22 protein-coding genes are annotated in these 15,673 nt (G+C 39.1%); 17 read left to right on the top strand and 5 right to left on the bottom strand.

Annotation, left to right across the window (positions count from 1 at the left end; all coding sequences use genetic code 11):
• Window positions 1-126: 126 nt before the first annotated feature.
• The 17 genes from ACOB80_RS07960 (at window position 127) to ACOB80_RS07880 (ending at window position 10,279) form a co-directional block, all read left to right on the top strand.
• A complete protein-coding gene (locus tag ACOB80_RS07960) occupies window positions 127-741 on the top strand; it encodes a DsbA family protein (protein ID WP_473165277.1) in 615 nt (204 codons plus the stop codon).
• 113 nt (window positions 742-854) lie between these two features.
• Complete coding sequence (locus ACOB80_RS07955) at window positions 855-1,511, top strand: hypothetical protein (RefSeq protein ID WP_473165276.1); 657 nt, start codon at window positions 855-857, stop codon at window positions 1,509-1,511.
• Between the two features lie 60 nt (window positions 1,512-1,571).
• Complete coding sequence (locus ACOB80_RS07950; protein ID WP_473165275.1) at window positions 1,572-1,964, top strand: hypothetical protein; 393 nt, start codon at window positions 1,572-1,574, stop codon at window positions 1,962-1,964.
• A 26-nt stretch (window positions 1,965-1,990) separates the two neighbouring features.
• Window positions 1,991-2,497 carry a GNAT family N-acetyltransferase gene (locus ACOB80_RS07945; RefSeq protein ID WP_473165274.1) on the top strand — a complete coding sequence of 169 codons (507 nt, stop codon included), beginning with the start codon at window positions 1,991-1,993 and terminating at the stop codon, window positions 2,495-2,497.
• Window positions 2,498-2,527: 30 nt separating this feature from the next.
• Window positions 2,528-2,659: a hypothetical protein gene (locus ACOB80_RS07940; protein ID WP_473165273.1), complete on the top strand. Its 132-nt coding sequence runs from the start codon at window positions 2,528-2,530 to the stop codon at window positions 2,657-2,659.
• 50 nt (window positions 2,660-2,709) lie between these two features.
• Entirely contained in the window at window positions 2,710-3,024 is a 315-nt protein-coding gene (locus tag ACOB80_RS07935) for a hypothetical protein (RefSeq protein ID WP_473165272.1), read from the top strand.
• Window positions 3,025-3,065: 41 nt separating this feature from the next.
• Window positions 3,066-3,704 (top strand): DUF6058 family natural product biosynthesis protein, encoded by a 639-nt coding sequence (locus ACOB80_RS07930; RefSeq protein WP_473165271.1) that lies wholly within the window; start codon window positions 3,066-3,068, stop codon window positions 3,702-3,704.
• Between the two features lie 16 nt (window positions 3,705-3,720).
• The gene (locus ACOB80_RS07925; RefSeq protein ID WP_473165270.1) at window positions 3,721-4,236 is read left to right on the top strand and encodes a YybH family protein; all 516 of its coding nucleotides are present in this window, start codon (window positions 3,721-3,723) and stop codon (window positions 4,234-4,236) included.
• Window positions 4,237-4,249: 13 nt separating this feature from the next.
• Entirely contained in the window at window positions 4,250-4,702 is a 453-nt protein-coding gene (locus ACOB80_RS07920) for a hypothetical protein (RefSeq protein ID WP_473165269.1), read from the top strand.
• Window positions 4,703-4,761: 59 nt separating this feature from the next.
• Window positions 4,762-5,136 carry a DUF1428 domain-containing protein gene (locus tag ACOB80_RS07915; RefSeq protein WP_473165268.1) on the top strand — a complete coding sequence of 125 codons (375 nt, stop codon included), beginning with the start codon at window positions 4,762-4,764 and terminating at the stop codon, window positions 5,134-5,136.
• 31 nt (window positions 5,137-5,167) lie between these two features.
• Window positions 5,168-5,626, top strand: a complete 459-nt coding sequence (locus tag ACOB80_RS07910) for a GNAT family N-acetyltransferase (protein ID WP_473165267.1) — start codon at window positions 5,168-5,170, stop codon at window positions 5,624-5,626.
• A gap of 5 nt (window positions 5,627-5,631) precedes the next feature.
• A complete protein-coding gene (gene fos, locus ACOB80_RS07905) occupies window positions 5,632-6,030 on the top strand; it encodes a fosfomycin resistance glutathione transferase (protein WP_473165266.1) in 399 nt (132 codons plus the stop codon).
• Between the two features lie 108 nt (window positions 6,031-6,138).
• The gene (locus ACOB80_RS07900) at window positions 6,139-6,879 is read left to right on the top strand and encodes a hypothetical protein (protein WP_473165265.1); all 741 of its coding nucleotides are present in this window, start codon (window positions 6,139-6,141) and stop codon (window positions 6,877-6,879) included.
• A 197-nt stretch (window positions 6,880-7,076) separates the two neighbouring features.
• Window positions 7,077-7,301: a hypothetical protein gene (locus tag ACOB80_RS07895; RefSeq protein WP_473165264.1), complete on the top strand. Its 225-nt coding sequence runs from the start codon at window positions 7,077-7,079 to the stop codon at window positions 7,299-7,301.
• Window positions 7,302-7,413: 112 nt separating this feature from the next.
• A complete protein-coding gene (locus ACOB80_RS07890; RefSeq protein WP_473165263.1) occupies window positions 7,414-8,301 on the top strand; it encodes an EamA family transporter in 888 nt (295 codons plus the stop codon).
• 76 nt (window positions 8,302-8,377) lie between these two features.
• Complete coding sequence (locus ACOB80_RS07885) at window positions 8,378-8,860, top strand: FKBP-type peptidyl-prolyl cis-trans isomerase (protein WP_473165262.1); 483 nt, start codon at window positions 8,378-8,380, stop codon at window positions 8,858-8,860.
• Window positions 8,861-8,989: 129 nt separating this feature from the next.
• Window positions 8,990-10,279, top strand: a complete 1,290-nt coding sequence (locus tag ACOB80_RS07880) for a metal-dependent hydrolase family protein (protein ID WP_473165261.1) — start codon at window positions 8,990-8,992, stop codon at window positions 10,277-10,279.
• A 29-nt stretch (window positions 10,280-10,308) separates the two neighbouring features.
• On the opposite strand, the gene ACOB80_RS07875 is transcribed toward ACOB80_RS07880, so the two are convergent.
• The 5 genes from ACOB80_RS07875 to ACOB80_RS07855 form a co-directional block, all read right to left on the bottom strand.
• Entirely contained in the window at window positions 10,309-11,199 is an 891-nt protein-coding gene (locus ACOB80_RS07875) for a DMT family transporter (protein ID WP_473165260.1), read from the bottom strand.
• Window positions 11,200-11,232: 33 nt separating this feature from the next.
• Window positions 11,233-11,943, bottom strand: a complete 711-nt coding sequence (tsaA, locus tag ACOB80_RS07870) for a tRNA (N6-threonylcarbamoyladenosine(37)-N6)-methyltransferase TrmO (protein WP_473165259.1) — start codon at window positions 11,941-11,943, stop codon at window positions 11,233-11,235.
• A 4-nt stretch (window positions 11,944-11,947) separates the two neighbouring features.
• The gene (gene rcsF / locus ACOB80_RS07865) at window positions 11,948-12,361 is read right to left on the bottom strand and encodes an Rcs stress response system protein RcsF (RefSeq protein ID WP_473165258.1); all 414 of its coding nucleotides are present in this window, start codon (window positions 12,359-12,361) and stop codon (window positions 11,948-11,950) included.
• Window positions 12,358-14,466 carry a cation:dicarboxylate symporter family transporter gene (locus ACOB80_RS07860; protein WP_473165257.1) on the bottom strand — a complete coding sequence of 703 codons (2,109 nt, stop codon included), beginning with the start codon at window positions 14,464-14,466 and terminating at the stop codon, window positions 12,358-12,360. The genes rcsF and ACOB80_RS07860 overlap by 4 nt, the downstream gene beginning before the upstream one ends.
• Before the next feature lie 93 nt (window positions 14,467-14,559).
• The gene (locus ACOB80_RS07855) at window positions 14,560-15,612 is read right to left on the bottom strand and encodes a 3-deoxy-7-phosphoheptulonate synthase (protein ID WP_473165256.1); all 1,053 of its coding nucleotides are present in this window, start codon (window positions 15,610-15,612) and stop codon (window positions 14,560-14,562) included.
• Window positions 15,613-15,673: the final 61 nt, after the last annotated feature.

Here is a 15,673-nt window from a genome sequence, read left to right as displayed (position 1 = left end):
AATCAAATGCTAAAAGCTGAAAGAGCTAATGAGACCTTCAGCTTTTAGGCTAAATCATTAATTACTTTTGGTACCATAGTTCTTATTTAAGTTAGAATTTTTCACGGATAGTGAATAAGAGTGACTATGCAATTTTTATATGTTGTCGACCCTATGTGTGGCTGGTGTTATGGCTTTCAACCTCAGTTAGAAAGCTTCTTAGCAAAGTATCCAGCTGCAAAAGTGGAATGGATAATGGGAGGGCTTGCACCAGATTCAGACCTACCCATGGAGCAAACTCTTCGAGAAACCATAGCGGGCTACTGGCACCAAATCGAACAACGTGCTCAGGTTTCCTTTAATCATGACTTTTGGCAGTTAAATACGCCTTATCGTTCGACTTATCCAGCATGTCGAGCAGTTATTGCGGCCGAAGCGCTTAGTGAAAATAGTGCTCAATCTATGGTTAAAGCAATCCAGTTTGCTTATTACTTGGATGCTAAAAACCCTTCATTGATTGAGGTACTGATTAACTGCGCAGGTGCTATAGGATTGGATGAAAGTCAATTTGAAAAAATTATTCATGCGCCTGAGACGCAACAAAGATTTCAAGGTCATTTGCACTTAGTTCAAAGACTTGGAGTAAGTGGTTTTCCCGCTTTGTTTTACATTGACGAAAGTAATCGAGCGCACACGTTAACCATAGGCTATTGCCAAAGTGAAGATTTAATCGAGCGCTTTGACAAGGTTAGGAAAGATTAATTTACGAACATGGCATTTTGCATTTGATTTGTAACCAATGAATTTGAACAGCCTGATTGTTATTTAAACAGTCGAATTATATGATTAAATAAAAACACTTAAAGGGAATTGCAGTGCTTGTTTTTCATATTATTGCAGGGACGATCCTGTTTATTTCTGGCGTAGGGGCGTTAATCTTTACCAAAGGAGGAAGGCTTCATCGAATAGCGGGAAATGTCTTCTTTTTTTCTTTACTGTTAATGGCTGGTAGTGCTGCGTTTCTTGCTCAAGACCCGGTTATTGCTTTCGCATCCATCTATTTTGCTGCTACAGGCTGGGTTGTGGCAATGAGGCCACCGAAGCAAACCGGTCTTTTCGACATTTTAGCCTTTATCGCCATTTCTTTGATATGTTCTCGATATTTCTATGTGGCTTTTACGTCTGAACCTGGTTTTATGACGACCATGTATACTATTTTTGGAAGCGTAGCTCTAATTGCAGCCTTACTCGATTTAAATATGATTGTACGCGGCGGCATTTCTGGTGCTCATCGTATTGCCAGACATTTGTGGCGCATGTGTTATGCCATGTTAGGAGCTGTGATGTCTTTTGTCGCAAACACGTCAAACGTGTGGTCTGATTATATCCCTGAAGATTTACCGATTTATTTGATGATTGTTGTTATGTTTTATTGGCTTGTTAAAGTGTTATTTTCAAGTTGGTTTATTAAAGCAAAACACACTATTGGAGAAGATAAACGCGTGATTAATATTGGCAGAAAAAGGGCTTAACTCGCTGTGTCGAGTAAGGTAATCTAGACTCAGGGTTTACGGGTAGAAAAGGGACGAACAATGCTTTACCAGCCCACTTTGTTATCAAACGTTTATGTTAGAGTCTTTGCAAAAGCCACGATCGTTTTATTTGTGCTAGTTGTTGTTATTCATCAGATTGTTTTGTTCATTATGCCAAATTTAGCGGTTAAAAATAATTCAACAGCTAACATTGAATCCGTTACTGTAATCCTGCCAAACAATACTCTCGATTTTGGTAGAATTGAACAAGGCCACAGCAATACTATTTATTACTCTTTATCGCAAAACGATGGAGAGTATCATTACTTTTTTACTTTAGATAACGGACTGTCGTATCAAGGCTCGTGCGGTTATGTAACACAAAATGAAATTAATAAGCGTGCTATCATCACTGTTTCTGATAATTTTGAATTTACCTGCTCCTTTCGATAGAAGTAAGTATTGAGAACACACCTATTATGCAATTTGAAACCTTAACTTTTAATCATGGGCCAGCGTTGTTGGCATTCGAAAAGGAAAACAAAGATTGGTTTGAATCCTTGATAGCCGCTAGGCCAGAAGAATTCTATAGCGAAAGTGGTGTACATAGCCATATTGAATCACTCGTTAAACAAATGGCTGACGGTAAAGGATATTCAGGGGTACTTATTGATGAAAGTGGCAGTATTGTCGCAAGAGCAAATTTGAAAGACGTTGATCAAGAAAGTGGTTTTGTTGGATATCGAGTTGCCCAAAACAGTACGTCGAAAGGTTTTGCGAGTTATTGTTTATCTAAGCTTATCGAAATAGCTGAAAACGAATTGGCTTTATCAACGCTTAGTGCTCAAGTCTTGGAAAACAACCCAGGTTCTGAACGAGTACTTGAAAAGCTTGGCTTCCAACTAGTTAGCACCACATCGAACTTTACTCGTTTAAATAATAAGCGTTTAACTTGTAACAATTTCCAGTTATTCTTGAAAGGATAAAAACAAGAACAAATGACCTAAGGAAGAAACATGGAAAACAACAATGATTCAGAAAAATCAGCAAAGAGTGAAGAGCAGGGCCAATTAAAGTTGGTATTAATTATTTGTGGCGTATCAATAGTGATTAGTTTAGGTGTGGTGTTAGGTACAGTTGTTTTCTAAGAACTGATTTAATTTATACCAACTACATTAAATTGGCATTAGGGATTACTTTGAGTATCAGAAGAGCACCACTTTTATTTATTGTTTTAGCCGTCATATCTTTAGCCCTTGGTTTTGTTCTCGGGTTAACGACTGAACCTATGTGGTTTGCTAGGATGGGGGCTATGGTGGTGCTATTTGGCGCTATGAGTGAATATTCTCTATTAAAACTAGAGCTTTCCCTTTTGTATTCAACACTCGAAACTGGCGCCGACTCTAAAATTTTGTCCCCATCTAAATGGCATCAACATAAAGCTTATATCTCTCATTTATTGGTAGTTGTTGGTACTTTAATCTGGGGTTTTGGCGATCTTATCTATTCGTAGACAACAATTTATTTAACAGAATGAAATGAGGTAATTTTTCATTGGAATTAATTAGCTATCTTTTAGATAACTTTTATACAAAAGAACAACTTTTGTCTGTCACTAAAGTCACTGAACAGGAGTTTAATCTTTTTCAACAGCAAGGCGTTATGCCTCAATGCTCATACAAACTTAACGTGCAAAGCTCCTGTGACTCTTTCTTTGGTTTACATCAAGAGAAACATGACATTGAATTTTACGCAAAAGGCTATGCTTCATGGATCACATTAGTCCAATCTCTGGAGTCAAAAGACGCGATATTTTCACTGTTTGCGAAACGCTATCAAGAGCAAATTACACTGCTAAAAGCACTCGGGCACAACTCATCTGATGTAAAAGTAAATGACAATTTACCTAAGCATATTGAAGATGAATGGATGCATTTCATTGATGGCATCTATGGACTGTGCACCAAGTCAGGGTTACCTGAAGATATAGCCTCTAAGGAGCTTGCTATATTAGAAATTAACGAGTTAATGACTGATGATAACTTAGATGAAAAACAGCGAGAAAAGTTAAATGCGGCTGTAAATTTGCTAGATCAAGTCAGTTCTAAGTTTGCGCCACACGAAAGGCAAAAGTCTTCTCGCTTTCGTTTAGTCGATGAAGTTCGCCGTAAATACCAATTTCCGAACCTATAGGTTGTAATTTCCTAGTATGAATATTTTAAACGTTATAAAAACAGTGGCTTTAGTAGCTGTTTCCGTTGTTTTATTGTCAATATCGAGCCAAGTTGCCCAAGCAAAGAAAACGCAATTGAAAACTGAACAGATCAATCAAATAGAACAAGAAGTGAAGGCTTCTTTTAAAGGGCTAGCTGACGCTGCAAGCAAGATAGATATCGATGGATATTTTGCTTTTATCGATAGTAAAGCGTTTGTTGGTTTAAATGGCGATGGCACAAACTGGAACTCATTCGCAGAGTTTAAAGCTTTCATTGAACCAAGTTTCCATGCACTTCAGCGTGTTGAATCTTTAGTGTTTACTAATGTAAAAGTTTCCGTTATTGATGCGAATACCGCAATTTTAATTAATGAATATCAGCAAACAGTACTACTTAAAACGGGTCAATCTTTTACTGGCGCAGGCGGAGGCACACAAGTGTGGTCTAAAGCTAGTGGTAAATGGCTACTCGTCAGTATTTCTGCCAGTTATAAATCCGTAACACCTTAGGAGCAATTCTTTAATGAAAAAGTTAATTATTTTATTGAATTTCTTAGTGTCTTTCGGATGTTTTTCAGCAGAAATTCCACCTAAGCTTTCGAAACAAATTGACAGCATTGCAAGCTTATACACTGACGGTTTTGCGTCAGTGGTTCAAAAGTCGATAGCAACTAAAGAATTAAGAAGCGCTAAGAATGCTTGTGTTAATTTACTTTCGTTTTATATGGAAGGGTTTTCCGGAGGCAATAATTCTGCGCAGTTTATCGTTTTTATTAATTGCACTCGGGTAAATGGTGATCCAACGTCTACTAAAGAATACCTGCAAAATGTGGTTGGCATTTTTCCGTTTTACCAACGTAGAAATCATTATCAAATAAATTCTGCAACCTTCGAGAAAGGTGTTGTTTCCATCACTTCACCCAAAGGGCTCGTATCTTTTAAGCAAGAAAATTCCCTTTGGTGGGTTAAAAGTTGATGGCAGTCAAAAGTCGATTAAGATAGTTACTACCTAAGCAACTTATTCGAGAGAGTAAAATGTCCGTTTATATAGATAGCTTTGTTTTTCCTATTTCTTTTGAAAACATTGAAAGTTATGCCTCGGTATCAGAAAAAGTAGCAGAGATCTGGAAAGAGCATGGAGCACTTAGTTATCAAGAGTTTATAAGTGATAATGCTAGCCTTGAAGGAGTGCGCCACTTTGAAGAGGCTGCGAAAGTTAAAGAAGATGAAGTGGTCGTGATAGGCTGGGTTAGTTTTCCATCAAAAGAAATAAGAGATATAGCAAATGGAAAAGTTGCTACGGACACTAGAATGGCAACTATATTAGCGCCATTGTTTGAAAATGAAGAACGACCGGTATTTGAAGCAAGTCGAATGATTTTTGGTGGCTTTAAGCCGTTAATTGGTTAGTTTAAGCCTTTTTGTAAAAGTAAGAGTAAAAATGGAAATAAGATTAGGTGGTTTAACAAATGCTGCTGTAATAGCTTTGCTAGAAGAACACCATCAAGACATGTTGTTACATTCTCCTCCTGAAAGCGTACATGCTTTGGATTTGTCACGCTTGGAACTTCCCAATGTTACTTTTTGGAGTATGTGGCAAGGAGATGAGTTAGCGGGTGTTGGCGCTCTTAAAGTGCTTGATGCCGAGCATGTTGAAATTAAATCAATGCGCACTGCTAAGCAATTTCTAAGAAAAGGTGTTGCTGCAAAGATGCTTAACCATATTATTGAACATGCAAAGCAAAGTCATATTAAAAAGATTAGTTTAGAGACGGGAACCGCTGAAGCTTTTATACCCGCACAAAAACTTTACCAATCATTTGGTTTTGTTGAATGCAAACCGTTTGGTGATTATCAAGAAGATCCTTTCAGCATGTTTATGACCAAAGAGTTCACTTAAACATTATGATCACTGCAATCAATCATATTACTCTTGCTGTTAACGATTTAGAGAAGTCTTTTAGCTTTTATACTCAAGTGTTAGGGTTTAAAGCACATGCCAAGTGGGAGAATGGCGCATACTTAACAATCGGTGAACTTTGGTTTTGTTTATCTGTTGATATCGTAAAACCGAGTGAAGACTATAGCCATATTGCGTTAAATGTAGAAAAAGCCGACTTTGACAAAATGAAAAATGCCATACTAGCTGCTGGCGCTCAAATTTGGAAAGAAAATAAAAGTGAGGGTTTGTCGTTATACTTTTTAGACCCTAACGGTAATAAACTTGAGCTGCATGTGGGTCATCTTCAAGACAGGTTAGAATCTTTAAAAATTAAACCGTATAAGGGCTTACAACTTTTTTAGCTCGCTATTTATAAGCCAATTTCTTTACATTGATACAAGCCGATACAATGTTTAGCTCGTTTCATTGTTAGTCTAATTTCTCTTCTAAAAAGATGTAAGGGCTTAATAATGAAAATTCATCAACAGCAGCAAAGTTTGTTTGTTCAATCTAAAAAGTCTGATGCTAGCGCTAGCACGGTTAAAAGCTTGCAAACTAATTCATTGTCTAATAGTTCGCTAGCTCAACAAGCAAATGATAATCAGCTCTCAATTTCAGACAGTGCAAGAACTGCAGGGAAAATAGAGTCACTATTCGATCAGATAGATAGTATCTATATGACCAAGCTAACGGATAAACAAAAAAAAGAATTAAATGAAAGTTATCAAAAACTCGACTCATTGTTTGCAGGGGCAGAGCCTAACTCAGCTCAAGAAAAAGCAGCGGATGAAATATTTGATAGATTAGACAGTATTTTTGAAGCGGCTGAAAAGTCTTTGTCGAAAGAGGAAAAGGAAAAAATCGCTACTCTTGAAAATCAACTGGACTCCTTACTTGCGTTGGAAGAGCAGCAAGTGGACGGTGTCGATCACGAGATAGACAATACATATCAAAAAATAGACGAATTAATTACTGCACAACTGACTGCTCAACAGAAAGAAGAACTTAAGCTACTTAACAACTCTCTCAACGCACTCTTTGATACGGTTAAAAGTGATGTAAAGCCAAAAGAAGTAGATAAATTAATGTCGAGAATAGACGATATTTTGGCTTCAGGTTACGAAAAATTAAGCGCTGGAGATAAAAAGAGAGTAAACACCTTAGAACAAAATATAGATGGTTTGTTTGACCAACTTGAGCAACAAGCCTAATAAATTGCGCCTGTCACCTTGCTAAATTCAACATCGAATACTTATAGTTGTTAAATCTTTGTGAACTATATTGCCTGAGAATCGTCCTATAACTGTCATTTGAAATAACTGTCTTATGTAGCTGACGGCGTGTCTACGAGTCGCTGTTTGAATTCACTGCTACACGAGCAACTGTGATTGGAATTAGGGAGCAAAAGGTGAACAAACTTAAAACTGGCTTAGTCGTTTCGATAATTGTGTTGGTAGCGTCGGCATGTACATCGAAAGAGTTGTACAATTCTGGACAGGGCCATCGCAAAAACGACTGCATTAAAGAAGCGCAAAATGCTCAAGATATGGATAAATGCTTGAATGAAAAGCCAACGTCTTATGAAGATTACGAATTAGAGCGCCAAAAGGTTATCGACGGTAAGTCTAACTAGGAGTATTGATTTTAATGATATTAGCTATAACCCAAAGCACTTTAAAAATCATGCAATTAATGGCAGTAAACAGGTAAAATGACGTCCACTTTCACTCCTAAAGGACTAAACATTGGAAACGTGGATTTATTTTACTTTGCTTGCCGCTTTTATGCAGGCGGTGAGAACTGCCGGACAAAAGCAGCTTTCTAATAAACTTTCTGCAATGGCGACAACAGGCGTCCGCTATTTATACGCTTTACCTTTTGCCTTCGGTTACCTATGGTTTTTATTGCAAGCTCGCGAACAGTCTATCCCTGAACTAAATACCACCTTTCTTACCTATGCTTCTATTGCCAGTGTCATGCAGATAATTGGTACTGCATGTTTAGTAGCAGCCTTTAGATACCGAAATTTTGCAGTTGCGACTAGCCTCGCTAAAACCGAAGCAATACAAGTGGCTATTGTTGGTGCTCTGGTTTTTTCTGTTGCATTAAGCTTTTGGGGCTGGTTTTCAGTTGTCATAGGTGTAATCGGGGTAATAATCGTTTCAAAAGTTAAGTTTACATTTAACGATGTTTTTAAAAACCCTGGTGCTGGCTATGGTTTGGCGTCGGGCTTAGGATTAGCGATAACCACTTTACTCATTCGTGAATCTAGTCTTGCGTTAAATACTGATTTGATGATTAGCGCTGCTGTGACACTTGTTTTTATGATCACGTTGCAATCTGTGCTGTCTGTTATCTATATCTGGTGGCAAGATAAAGGGCAGTTCAGTGTCATGGCAAAAGAGTGGCGACTATGTTTGTTTGTCGGGGTTACCAGTGTTTTAGGTTCAATTGGCTGGTTTACCGGTGCAAGTTTTCAAAATGCGGCGTACGTTAAAGCGTTAGGGCAAGTAGAGTTCTTTATTACCCTAATATTAACTTATCGCATATTTAAAGAGAAAATCACGTTAAAAGAATATATTGGTATGGGATTAATTATTGCCAGTGTCGTTATTTTATTAGTTCTTGCTTAGCCTTTACTTGTTAGGTTTGGTACAATCTCGCGCCAAATATACCCCCAAGTATTACAAGCAAAAACTAGGAATAGTCATGAACATTTCTGACAACAAAGTAGTGCAATTTCACTACACATTAAAAGATGAATCAGGTACTGAAGTTGAGTCTTCTCATGAAGGAGATCCTGTTGCATACCTTCACGGCCATAAAAATATGATCGTTGGATTAGAAAAAGCATTAACGGATAAGGCTGCAGGTGACAAATTTACGGCAACTGTTTCTCCTGAAGAAGGTTATGGTGAGCGTGACGAAAATGCGACACAACGCGTGCCTGTAAAACACTTGCAAGGCGCTAAAAAGTGGAAGCCAGGTATGACCGCTGTTGTTCAAACAGAGCAGGGTGCACGTCAGGTAACTGTTATTAAAGCAGGTCGCTTTATGGTTGAAGTGGATATTAACCACCCACTTGCTGGTAAAACGTTAACCTTCGACGTTGAAGTTGTTGATGTACGTGATGCCACTGAAGAAGAAATTGAGCACGGCCATGCTCATGGTGTTGGTGGTCATCAACACTAGTACAAATAAGTATATCTTATAAAGGCAAACTGTTTACAATGTACCCTGAAAGAGTGCTGTGAGTTTGCCTTCTTAACATTCCTTGCTATGGTAGAGTGAATAAAATAATAATAGCAAAGGAATTCTCCCATGAAAAAGTTAACCCCCATAACGACTTGCTTGATGTTAGCAGGTATATCAAGCGGTGTTTTGGCACAAACCACTATTATTCACGCTGGCTCGTTATTAGCGGTACCAGGTGAAAAACCTTTAACCAAACAATCTATTGTCATTGAAAACGATAAGATCGTCGCCGTTAAATCTGGTTATATCTCGCTTAAAAAAGGTGAAAAAGCAAAAGTAATCGATCTAAAAAACGCGTTTGTATTGCCTGGGCTCATGGATATGCATGTTCATTTACAAGGGCAGTTAGGGCCTAAAAATGACAGTGAAAGTTTACGCCTTTCAGATGCTGATAAGTTGGTTAAAAGTGTTAGTTACGCAAACAAAACCTTAATGGCTGGTTTTACTACGGTACGTGATCTAGGTAGCAAGCCAGAACAGAGTTACGCGCTACGTGATGGTATTGCACGCGGTGACATTGCTGGCCCTAGAATTATTGCCGCTGGCTCTAGTGTGGCTGTAACGGGCGGACATGGTGATGTTGATGGTATGCGTCCAGATTTATTAAAAATGAGAACGCCAGAAACTATTTGTGATGGTCCGTATGACTGCCGTAAAGCGACACGCCACGCGATAAAATACGGTGCCGATGTTATTAAGATTACCAGTACTGGCGGTGTGCTATCTGACACCAACACAGGTACTGGACAGCAAATGACAGACGATGAGTTAAAAGAAGTGGTCGATACGGCTCATTCTTTAGGTCGAAAAGTTGCTAGCCATGCTCATGCTGCTGCGGGTATTAATGCCGCACTTCGTGCCGGTGTAGATAGTATTGAACACGGTAGTTATGCAAATGAAGAAAGCATTAAGTTGTTTAAGAAAACTGGCGCCTATTTAGTACCTACCTTGATGGCGGGTGACACAGTAGTCAACATGGCCAAAACATCTAACTTTATGTCTGAGCCTATCAAAGCAAAAGCGATTCGCGTTGGCGGCGATATGATTGAAGCATTCAAACGTGCGCATCAAGCAGGGGTGAAAATTGCGTATGGCACAGATTGTGGCGTCTCTAAACATGGTACCAATGGTAAAGAGGCATTTTTGATGCACCAAGCGGGAATGTCAGCGCAAGAGGTGATTAAATCTGCAACCATTCACAGTGCAGATTTGATCGGGAAAAGTGCTAGTTTAGGCACCATTGAAAATGGAAAGTTTGCCGATATTATTGCCGTGAATGGCAATCCGTTAAAAGATATTAAAGAGCTAATGGATGTTGATTTTGTTATGAAGTCTGGCAAAGTTTTTAAGAATTAGTGCTAATTTTTATGATGAAAAAGCCAGCATTAAGCTGGCTTTTTTCTTAGCATCTTTCTGGGGTTTAATACGCCGGTTGTTAACGCTATACCAAATAGAATGAGGAGGCCACCAGCAATTATATTGATGCTAATTGGCTCTTGTAAAAACATATAGCCCCAAAAAATACCAAATAATGGAATAAGGTATGTAACTGACATGGCATTAGTTGGCCCCATTCCTTTTAATATTCGAAAGAAAATGATGTAGGCAAAACCAGTACAGATAACACCAATCGCTAGCGCAGACCAAATAGCGCGTTCGCTAGGAATTGCATCAGGTAAATAAAACAACGCGATTGGTACTAAGCTGATACTGGCAGCAACTTGGCTACCAGTGGCTAGGGCTAATGACCCTAAGTGGCTTAAGTACTTCTTTGTATAATTAGCAGCCACACCGTAGCAGAAAGTAGCTAGTAGTACCGCTAAAGTGGGCAAAACGACGGCCGCATCTCCTGCTTGTATCTTATCTTGGACAAGTACATATACCCCTGAAAAACCGATGGCAAGGCCTAAAACTTGTTTAAATGAAAGCTTGTCTTTGAGCCAAAAATAGGCGATTAAAGCACCAAACATTGGGGTGGTACTATTTAATACAGATGTTGTCCCTGCACTTAATGTTAGCGTTGCCCAGCCAAATAAAACAAAAGGAATTGCCGTACTAAAGCTACCAAGCACAAATAAGTGAAATTTGTTTTGCCACAGTTCTGAAACTTGCTTTTTGGCAGCTAAAAAAAACAATAATAGTAAGGCTGCAACCAGAGTACGTGTCGCCATAAAGCCAGTGGCACCAAATTCAGGTACGCCGTATTTCATTAATAAAAAGGAGCCCCCCCAAATTGCTGCTAGCAGAGGAAGTTCGATCATTGGCCTAGTTTGCATTGTATGCTCTTATCAGTGTGAGGAGTTGAATCTTTATGAGAGATATTGTATCTCAGTTACCGCAATAGTATTAGCGGAAATCAGACGCCACATAATATTAAAATCATACAGTTTCATACCGTAGATTTTGTCGTCGATTTTTCCTTTTTTATACGCGGGTCTGGGGTCTTGTCTCAGAATTTGAGTAATTAATGCTTTTAATTGAGGAAACGTTTTTAGATGTTTTTTCAATATGGCTTCTACAGTATTATCAAACTCAACAGAAAGCTCTGTATCTGGTGCAGATTGAGCCATTCCGCCCGCTGCATCAGGCAGGGCATCAGAATATGGAACATAAGGTTTAATGTCTAATACTGGTGTCTCATCGAGCAAATCTAGACCTGATATAGACAAGGTTAACTGTCCATTTTGCCAAACAACCTCGTCAAGTGTAACCACAGACATGCCGATAGCATTTGGTCTGAAAGTACTTCGAGTGCTAAAAACACCCGTTTTTTCATTACCACCTAATCTAGGAGGGCGAACGAGAGGCTTCCAGCCATGCGCCTGTGTGCCATGAAAAACAAAAATGACCCACAGGTGGCTATATTGCTTAATATCTCGAACAGTTTCAGGGTTGTTCGCTTCGCCAGTAAAAACTATTTTTCCTGTTGCAGCTGGCACTAAACCAGGTTGACGTGGGATGGCAAACTTTTCTTTATAAGGTGATTCGATAAATGCAATGGGAGAAAACGCGAATTCCAAGGCGCTAACCTTTCTGTTTTTCGGTATTTTCTATATTTTCAACGAAATAGGCTTTCCCATAACAAAGCTTGGTGCGTACGCATTTACGATCTGCTTCATCTTCAATAGCCAAGCTGCAGCCGGAAAAGACGATTGCATTTGCCCCTAATTCAAACGCTTTAAGTCTTGCTTGTGTTCGCGCTTCAATTTCATTTGGTTCTTCATGGTGTGCTTTAGCTTGACATGATTCACCTTCAACACCACCTAAAAATTTGTAGCGGTTTACAAAGTCACTTTCAGATTCAAAAATACTGACTTTAGCTGGTGCAAAAGCATTGTAGAAATTTTCTTTGTCTAAATTAGTAGAAACCTGATATTGGCTTGAGCAGGCGGCTAAGATTGCGCAACACAATGCCGCTTTAATTTTAGAAAATGTCATGGTGAAATTGTTTTACCTTCTATCCAGTAGCTGAATAATTTTTCTAAGCTACCATTTTGTTTTTTCATTGCGATCCAGTTTCTCATAAATCGCTCGAAATTGTGATCATTTTTATTGATAGGGAATGCCATAAAAATAGGCTCAACACGCGGCTTTGGCGCAATAACACTGTACTCAGGGTAAAGCAGTGTCCATCCTGATGCTGCTGCGGCACCAAAGAGCAGCGCATCTATATGCTGGTATTCCTCTTTGAAAAACAGCCTTGGCGTAGATATCTCCCAGGCTTTTCCTTTGTTGAAATACTTGCTTACCGCGTCTTTGTAGAAGAAGGTTTCAGGTATACCAATAATAAGATCTTCTCTATTGGTAATATCATCCCATTGAGAAAATTCTTTTCTCCTTGAGTCTTTAATAAGAAAAGCAATTTCTTGGGTGGAATAGGGTTCACTCAAGGTATATTTACTCATGTTATCAGGAATAAGTGGAATGCCAGTTGTTAAGTCTAAATATCCAGATGCTAACAGCGCCGCCGCTTCTTGATGGAAAATTCGGACAAACTCAATATCTACCGATAAATCGTTAGCAAGCATATTTAAAATTTCGATGTCAAAGCCGACTAACTTTCCTTCTTTATTATGGAATGCGTAAGGTAGGTCATCACGAAAGTAACCCACTCTAAGCAAACCACGTTTTTGTACTCTTTCTAACACGCCTCTAAAGGGCTGTATTATTGCGGCATTAGCAGGCGCTTCTTTTAAATAGCTACTCTGAGGTTGAGGGCGAATAAAATCTCGCTCAATAAATTTAGCATACCCTTTGTATTCTAAATTCATTTGCCCAAATCCTGTGTGTAAACCATACAAGCAAATAAAGGTGACTATAGGTACTATTAAAGAAAGTTTGGCGGTTTTCTTTAGGTCAAACTTTATCGATTTAGTCAGCCCACAATAAACCAAAATCGTGAGTACACCGGAAAACATCACCGAAAGAACTGAGCTAATTCGTCCGACAAGAAGATTCTCTGCTGTAATAAACATATCAAACATTGTTGTTGACAAGCTCAGCATATCAAGCAAGTGGGTCATAGCTAATGTTGTCGTACCAAACAATTGCGGTATGCCTTGATAAATTAATTGCAACTGATCAGAAAATGACAGCTGAGAACCTGAAAACCAAGCGGCGAACAATAAATAGAGAAGTACCAATAGTTTGCCGCCAACAGGTAAGCTAAACGTTATTGGTACCAGCATTTCACCTATATGTTTTTCTTCACCTGCTTGTGAGCGATACTCCTCAATAAGTTCTTTTGATTTTTCTACAATCGCAGGGATCATGGCAAAGAAACTGCCTGTTGCTAGTGCCGTTAATAATACGGAGCGATATGCTTTTATGATTTGACCATAGCTAAATGGCGTTAAGGCAGCGGTCAACAAAGGTAACACCACAATTACTAGCGCAAACACTACAAACAAAGCAGAAATAATATAAACCGTTAATCCTTCAATTTGTTCCGTTGGAATCGTTGCACTTGCTCGCCATGCAATTGCAAAAACGCCTAAAGGCGCGAAACGCATTACTATACCGCTAACGTTTGCAACTGCCGATTGAAGCTGAGACAGGGTCGTAATAGTTGTTCGCTTTGAACGAATTTGCATTAACCCTATGCCAATAAAAACACTAAATAACACGACCGATGGAATAACACCTTCCGCGTATGCCGAAAATGGGTTTGCTGGGATAAATAAGTTGACGAAATTGACTGTTTCCGGCGCTTTGATTGCGGTTGCACTATAAAAATCGGAATTCTGCCAATCAGGAAAAGCCCACGGCGTCAGAAATATAACTGTAAGCGTAATTAAGGCCAATAAAGCGACATATAGTAAGGCTTGGCTGACATACCTGCCTGCTTTACTAGGTGATAAGCTGCCAATACTTACCATTAGCGAAAGCGATATGTAGGGAAGGGCTGTCATTTGCAGCAAGGTAATAAACCCTGTTGCGGTATTGTCTATTAAAGGGTAAACCGAGCCTGATACATGGCCTATGATAAGTCCAAGGAGTAGAGCAAGGAGAATAAATGCAGAAACTGGTATAGCGCTAAACATGACTTTTATTATTGTGGTCAGATATTTAGCAAGTATAGCTGAATTTATTTGTATTGGTGACCTTTAGTGTATCACCAATACAAATTTATACATTTAACCGCGGCTAGATTTAACAGCATTAGCTAGAATAGCTAGCATCTCTTCACTGGTGGCTAAATCAACACAAGCATCGGTAATGCTTTGGCCGTATACCTCAGCTTTGCCATCAACCACTTTCTGATTTCCAGCTTTTAAGAAGCTTTCAATCATCACACCAGAAATGCCTTTTTCGCCACTGGCTACTTGTTCTGCAATAGATTGCGCCACATTTATTTGTTTGGTGTGATCTTTGTAGCTATTGCCATGGCTACAATCCACCATAATACCAGCGTTGATTTCACTAGCATTTAACTTCTCTTGAGTGCTCTTTATATCAGTAGCGTGATAGTTTGGCTCTTTGCCTCCACGAAGAATAACGTGAGCATGTGGGTTACCATGCGTTTTGTAAATACACATTTGCCCGCGCTTGTCAGGCGAATACAAAACGTGCGGAACACTTGATGCTTTAATAGCATCGATAGCGATTTGAATATTGCCATCTGTACCATTTTTAAAGCCTACAGGGCAAGAAAGTGCCGAAGCCAGTTCTCTGTGCACTTGGCTTTCTGTAGTGCGAGCGCCAATTGCTCCCCAGCTGATCAAATCAGATATGTATTGACCTGTTACCATGTCAAGGAACTCTGTTCCAGCTGGAAGGCCAAGTTCATTGATATCGAGTAACAGTTGACGCGCTAAATTTAAGCCTTTCGCAACATTAAAAGATTTGTCTAAATCGGGATCACTGATTAATCCTTTCCAGCCTACTGTTGTGCGAGGCTTTTCGAAATAAACACGCATCACAATATACAAATCGTTTTTGTATTTGTCGTGTAAGGTTTTTAGCTGCTGAGCGTATTCAATCGCAGCTTTCGTATCGTGTATAGAGCAAGGGCCTATTACAACAAGAAGTCGGTCGTCTTTGCCTTCAATAATATCTTCGATTTGTCGGCGACTTTCGATAATAAAATTAGCGGTTTCATCATGAAGAGGAATCTGTTGCGCTAACTCATCTGGAGACACTAAATTCTCTATTAGCGTCGTTCTAAATTCATCCGTTTTGATGGTCATAATTATTCTGCAATTTTGAATAGGGCGATCATAGCCAACCACCCTTTAATAGATAGGCGCT

The organism is Thalassotalea coralli, from assembly GCF_055786205.1.
Note: the sequence above shows the minus strand (reverse complement) of the source record. Positions and strands in the feature narration are given on the sequence as shown.

Coding starts and splice junctions, on each gene's coding strand:
- ACOB80_RS07960 (WP_473165277.1), top strand. CDS start 127: ATGCAATTTTTATATGTTGTCGACCCTATGTGTGGCTGGTGTTATGGC.
- ACOB80_RS07950 (WP_473165275.1), top strand. CDS start 1,572: ATGCTTTACCAGCCCACTTTGTTATCAAACGTTTATGTTAGAGTCTTT.
- ACOB80_RS07945 (WP_473165274.1), top strand. CDS start 1,991: ATGCAATTTGAAACCTTAACTTTTAATCATGGGCCAGCGTTGTTGGCA.
- ACOB80_RS07940 (WP_473165273.1), top strand. CDS start 2,528: ATGGAAAACAACAATGATTCAGAAAAATCAGCAAAGAGTGAAGAGCAG.
- ACOB80_RS07925 (WP_473165270.1), top strand. CDS start 3,721: ATGAATATTTTAAACGTTATAAAAACAGTGGCTTTAGTAGCTGTTTCC.
- ACOB80_RS07920 (WP_473165269.1), top strand. CDS start 4,250: ATGAAAAAGTTAATTATTTTATTGAATTTCTTAGTGTCTTTCGGATGT.
- ACOB80_RS07915 (WP_473165268.1), top strand. CDS start 4,762: ATGTCCGTTTATATAGATAGCTTTGTTTTTCCTATTTCTTTTGAAAAC.
- ACOB80_RS07910 (WP_473165267.1), top strand. CDS start 5,168: ATGGAAATAAGATTAGGTGGTTTAACAAATGCTGCTGTAATAGCTTTG.
- fos (WP_473165266.1), top strand. CDS start 5,632: ATGATCACTGCAATCAATCATATTACTCTTGCTGTTAACGATTTAGAG.
- ACOB80_RS07900 (WP_473165265.1), top strand. CDS start 6,139: ATGAAAATTCATCAACAGCAGCAAAGTTTGTTTGTTCAATCTAAAAAG.
- ACOB80_RS07885 (WP_473165262.1), top strand. CDS start 8,378: ATGAACATTTCTGACAACAAAGTAGTGCAATTTCACTACACATTAAAA.
- ACOB80_RS07880 (WP_473165261.1), top strand. CDS start 8,990: ATGAAAAAGTTAACCCCCATAACGACTTGCTTGATGTTAGCAGGTATA.
- ACOB80_RS07875 (WP_473165260.1), bottom strand. CDS start 11,199: ATGCAAACTAGGCCAATGATCGAACTTCCTCTGCTAGCAGCAATTTGG.
- rcsF (WP_473165258.1), bottom strand. CDS start 12,361: ATGACATTTTCTAAAATTAAAGCGGCATTGTGTTGCGCAATCTTAGCC.
- ACOB80_RS07860 (WP_473165257.1), bottom strand. CDS start 14,466: ATGTTTAGCGCTATACCAGTTTCTGCATTTATTCTCCTTGCTCTACTC.
- ACOB80_RS07855 (WP_473165256.1), bottom strand. CDS start 15,612: ATGACCATCAAAACGGATGAATTTAGAACGACGCTAATAGAGAATTTA.